The sequence below is a fragment of the Microbacterium sp. Bi128 genome, from assembly GCF_918698205.1.
Window position 1 is genome coordinate 1 of the sequence record NZ_CAKKMM010000404.1, and the last position, 3,963, is coordinate 3,963.

Genomic DNA, 3,963 nt, shown 5'->3' on the forward strand with positions numbered 1-3,963 from the left:
CCCCATTTGGAACCGCTGTCCCAGATGGCGGTGGCCTGTCCGCGCTCGGCCCGGGGGAACCAGTCGGCGGTGAGCTTTGCCGACGCCGGCCCGTTGGGGGCCTCGGTGATGCCGAGCAGGAAGCGGAAGGTGACGAATTGCCACATCTTGGTGCCGACGGCCATCAGCGCGGTCGCGATGCTCCAGCCCGCGATTGCGAGGAAGTACATCCGTCGGGCGCCCAGCTTGTCCACGAGCCAGCCAGCGGGCAGCTGGGCAAAAGCGTAGGTCCAGGAGAACACGGTGCCCAGGAGGCCGATGTCCGTCCGGGTCATGCCGAAGTCTTTGATCAGCTGCGGCGCGGCTATGGAGATTGCACTGCGGTCCATGTAGTTGATGATGCCGGCGGCCAGCGCCCAGCCGAGAATCCACCACCGCAGATTCTTGATGGTGCGGCGTGTTGCGGACTCCTTGGGCCCTGCGGCCAAAGTTTCTGTTTGCACTCTTCACTCCCTTGTGACTCCCCATGCCGGCACCGTAGCCGTCACAATCGAAGATCCTATAGGCTCTTCGATCAGCTGTGAAGGGGGTCACAAAAAGAGGGCTCAGAAGCCGGGCGCGGCGCGCTGTTACGTGGTCTTGGGCCCGCGTGCGTCAGCCTGGGAAGTGAGCCTTATTCCGCGGGGGCGTCCGCTATGGCGCGGCCGCGCACCTTTTGCACGTGCTCGGCCATGGCGGCTGCGGCCTTCTCCGGGTCGCCCGTCGCCAAGGCATCCAGGACGGCCTGATGTTCGGCGATCGCGTGATCGGCGTCGGTGATACCCACTCCCCCGAACAGGCGGAAGCGCTGAATCTGCCCGCCGAGAGCGGCATAAGCTGCCACCATGAACTGGTTGCCTGTCTGCTCCGCGATCAGCCGATGGAACCGCTCGTCGGCCTCGAGGTAGCCGCGGAATTCGGCAAAGGAGGGCCCGCGCGGTGCGTCCTTGAGATCGGCGACTGCTTGTTCCAGTTCGGCCAGGTGGCCGGGCGTCAGCCGTGCACACGCCAGGCGGGCGTTCACGGGCTCGATCGCGAGCCGGGCTTCCATGAGCTCGGCGAAGTCTTCCCGGGTGAACACCGGAGCAACCCGGTAGCCCTTAAGGGCCACGCGGCGCACCATCCCGGTGTGTTCCAGCCTGGCGAGCGCCTCCCGCACGGGGGTGGGCGAGACGTCGAGTTCACGGGCGGTCCCGTCGATGCTGACCGCGGTTCCGGGTTCCAGCCGGCCATCCATCAGCGACGCCAGAAGTTCTTCATAAACGTGGTCCGCCAGGACCTGCCGGCTGACTGCGCGGCCGGCGGGGCGCCCCTCAGAATGGCTGCCGGTGGAAGCTAATTGCATCTTCAGATCCTATAGGACTAGGCACGGCGAGGCCCCCTCCGGGACATGCCCATTTGCCGCCCCCACCGCTGGACATGCACCTCGCTCCGCACCATGGGCCCACGGGGGACATGCCCAATCCCGGCGCCAGCCACGGGACATGTCCAGTGGCCAATTCGTAGAGGGAACATGTCCCGGCGGCCCCGATGTGCAGGACGGGACATGCCCAGCCACACATGTCACCGCGGAGCATGTTCAGTGTCGGACCTGCCCTGCGAGGGACATGCTCATTGTTAGATGCGACCAGTGGGCAGAATGGCATTCTGCCCACTGGTCGTGGCGGCCGCTGGGCATGTCCCATGGCCATGATGCGCCGCGAGGAACATGCTCTCTCGTGCAGATCATCGCGGCACATGTCCGGCAGCGGGTGCGGCCCTGTGACTCGCGCACCCGGTCTCGGACCTGCCCTGCGAGGGACATGCTCATTGTTAAATGCGACCAGTGGGCAGAATGGCATTCTGCCCACTGCTCGTGGCTGCGGCTGAGCATGTCCAACCGAGCGTGTCCTGCGCGGCGCGTGCGGCGCCGCGGGAGTCACCGCACCGCAGTTGGTCCTAGTTCTGGTAGGCCGGGTAGTCGGTGTAGCCCTCGGCGCCGTCGGTGTAGAACGTGGCCGGATTCGCCTCGTTGACCGGCAGGCCTTCGCGCCAGCGGCGGACCAGGTCCGGGTTGGCGATGGCAGGGCGTCCGACGACGACGGCGTCAGCGTGGCCGTCCGCGACCAGCGCCTTGGCTTCGTCGCGCGTGGTGACGATGCCGAAGCCCGTGTTGATCAGGAATGTCCCGTTGAACCGTGCGCGCAGGTCCTGGACAAGCTCGCTGGTGGGGTCCTTGTGCAGGATGCTGAGGTAGGCCAGCTTCAGCGGAGCCAGCGCGTCCACGAGGTGGGCGTAGGTGGCCCGGACGTCAGCCGCATCGAGTTCGAGGGCACCCTGGACATTGTGCTCCGGCGAGATGCGGATGCCAACACGGTCCGCGCCGACGGCGTCCACCACTGCCTGGGTAACTTCAATCACGAAACGAGCCCGGTTCTCCGGAGAGCCGCCGTAGACGTCGTCGCGCTGGTTGGCGGCCGGAGTGAGGAATTCGTGCAGCAGGTAACCGTTGGCCGAGTGAAGTTCGACGCCGTCGAATCCTGCCTCAACCGCCTTGCGGGATGCCGTCACGAATTCGTCGACAATGCCCGGCAGTTCCTCTGTGGTCAGGGCGCGCGGGACGGGGAACGCCTGCTTGCCCTCATACGTGCGGGTCTCGCCGTCGATGGCAATGGCGCTGGGTGCGACTACTTCGTAGCCACCGGTAGTGTCCTGGTGAGTGACGCGGCCGGCGTGCATGACCTGGGCGAAAATGCGGCCGCCCTCGGCGTGCACGGCGGCTGTGACGTTGGCCCAGCCCGCGAGCTGCTCGTCGGTCACGAGGCCGGGCTGGCCCGGGAAGCCGCGGCCTGTGTGGCTGGGGTATGTGCCTTCACTGACGATCAGGCCGAGCGAGGCGCGCTGACGGTAGTGTTCGACCACCAACGGGCCGGGGATTCCTTCTTTGCCGGAGCGGACGCGGGTAAGCGGCGCCATGACGAGCCGGTTGGGTAGTTCCAGCTCGCCGAGGGTCATCGGGGAAAACAGCATGCGCAGTTCCTTTCGCAAGGGGTTGGTTCATTGGCGGCAACTGCGAGGCGTCTGCAACTATTCCCGCGTGAGACTCGGATCACTACGGGTGGACGATGATCTTCACCGCGGTGTCGTTGTGGTTGATCAGCGTGTCAAACCCCTTGTCCACCAAGTCGTCCAAGGCGATCCGCCCCGTGATGAAGGGTTTCAGGTCCACTTTTCCTTCCTGGACGAGCTTGATCGCGGCTTCGTGGTCGCCGCAGTAGGCGATGGTGCCGCGCAGGTCAATTTCCTTCAGCACCACTTTCTGCATGTCGACCGTGGCCGGGTGCCCCCAGATCGAGACGTTGACGACGACGCCGGCGGGCCTCACGACGTCGAGCATGGTGTCCAGCACCGCATTCACACCGGCACATTCAAACGCCGCATCGGCCCCCGTACCGTTGGTCAGTTCCAGCACGCGCGCCTTGACGTCCTCGGCACTCGGATCGAGCACGTGATCCGCGACCCCGGACGAAGTCGCCTTGTCTTTGCGGGCTGCAGACAGCTCGGTAACGATCGTGGTGACGCCGATGCCTTTGAGGACCGCGGCGGTCAGCAGGCCGATGGGTCCGGCACCGCCGACGACGGCGACGTCCCCGGCTTTGACGCCGCTCCGGCCGACGGCGTGATACGCCACCGCAAGGGGTTCGATCAGTGCGGCCTCGTCCAGGGGGATGTCGCCGACAGGGTGCACCCACCGGGTGTCGACGACGATCTTCTCGCTCAAGCCGCCACCGCCGCCCGCCAGGCCGATGAAGCCCAACCTGGTGCACAGGTTGTAGTGGCCGCTGAGGCAGGGACCGCATTCATTGCAGACGTAGTACGGCTCCACGACGACGTTGTCTCCAATGGCCAGACCGCTGACGCCTTCCCCCAGTTCCTCGACGGTGCCGGAGAACTCGTGGCCGAGGG

4 protein-coding genes are annotated in these 3,963 nt (G+C 65.9%); all 4 read right to left on the bottom strand.

The features are described from left to right. Nucleotides 1–482, bottom strand: a 482-nt coding sequence (locus LQV45_RS19900; protein ID WP_230008493.1) for an MFS transporter, incomplete at its 3' end; no start/stop codon positions are given. Nucleotides 483–652: 170 nt separating this feature from the next. After that, nucleotides 653–1,363 (bottom strand): GntR family transcriptional regulator, encoded by a 711-nt coding sequence (locus LQV45_RS19905; RefSeq protein ID WP_230008494.1) that lies wholly within the window; start codon nt 1,361–1,363, stop codon nt 653–655. A gap of 593 nt (nt 1,364–1,956) precedes the next feature. After that, nucleotides 1,957–3,027, bottom strand: a complete 1,071-nt coding sequence (locus LQV45_RS19910) for an alkene reductase (protein ID WP_230008495.1) — start codon at nt 3,025–3,027, stop codon at nt 1,957–1,959. A gap of 82 nt (nt 3,028–3,109) precedes the next feature. After that, a partial coding sequence (locus LQV45_RS19915) for a zinc-binding dehydrogenase (RefSeq protein ID WP_230008496.1) occupies nt 3,110–3,963 on the bottom strand: 854 nt, incomplete at its 5' end.

Coding starts and splice junctions, on each gene's coding strand:
- LQV45_RS19905 (WP_230008494.1), bottom strand. CDS start 1,363: ATGCAATTAGCTTCCACCGGCAGCCATTCTGAGGGGCGCCCCGCCGGC.
- LQV45_RS19910 (WP_230008495.1), bottom strand. CDS start 3,027: ATGCTGTTTTCCCCGATGACCCTCGGCGAGCTGGAACTACCCAACCGG.